The sequence below is a fragment of the Bacillus cereus group sp. N6 genome (genome assembly GCF_016483705.1).
Taxonomy (GTDB): domain Bacteria; phylum Bacillota; class Bacilli; order Bacillales; family Bacillaceae_G; genus Bacillus_A; species Bacillus_A wiedmannii.
In genome coordinates this window covers 1-252 of record NZ_JAEHBI010000297.1, presented here as the reverse complement: position 1 = coordinate 252, position 252 = coordinate 1, and the positions used below count along the sequence as shown (strand labels likewise).

The window sequence follows — 252 nt, the reverse complement described above, 5'->3', positions numbered from 1 at the left end:
CCATCTGCCCCTACTGGCCCACCTCCACCTCCTGGTCCTACTCGACCAACTGGCCATACTGGACCAACTGGTCCAACTGGACCAACTGGACCGACTGGACCGACTGGTGACACTGGTGCTACTGGACCAACTGGGCCAACTGGTGCTACTGGACCGACTGGGCCAACTGGTGACACTGGTCCTACTGGACCATCTGGTCAAGCAGGTGAAGCTGGCGCTACTGGACGAACAGGTGCTGCAGGAGCTGCTGGG

The 252-nt window shown here is 60.7% G+C and carries 1 protein-coding gene; it reads left to right on the top strand.

Annotated elements, in window-relative coordinates; translation table 11 throughout:
* Positions 1-252 (top strand): hypothetical protein (locus JDS99_RS31360; RefSeq protein WP_199696535.1); only part of this gene is annotated, 252 nt, incomplete at both ends.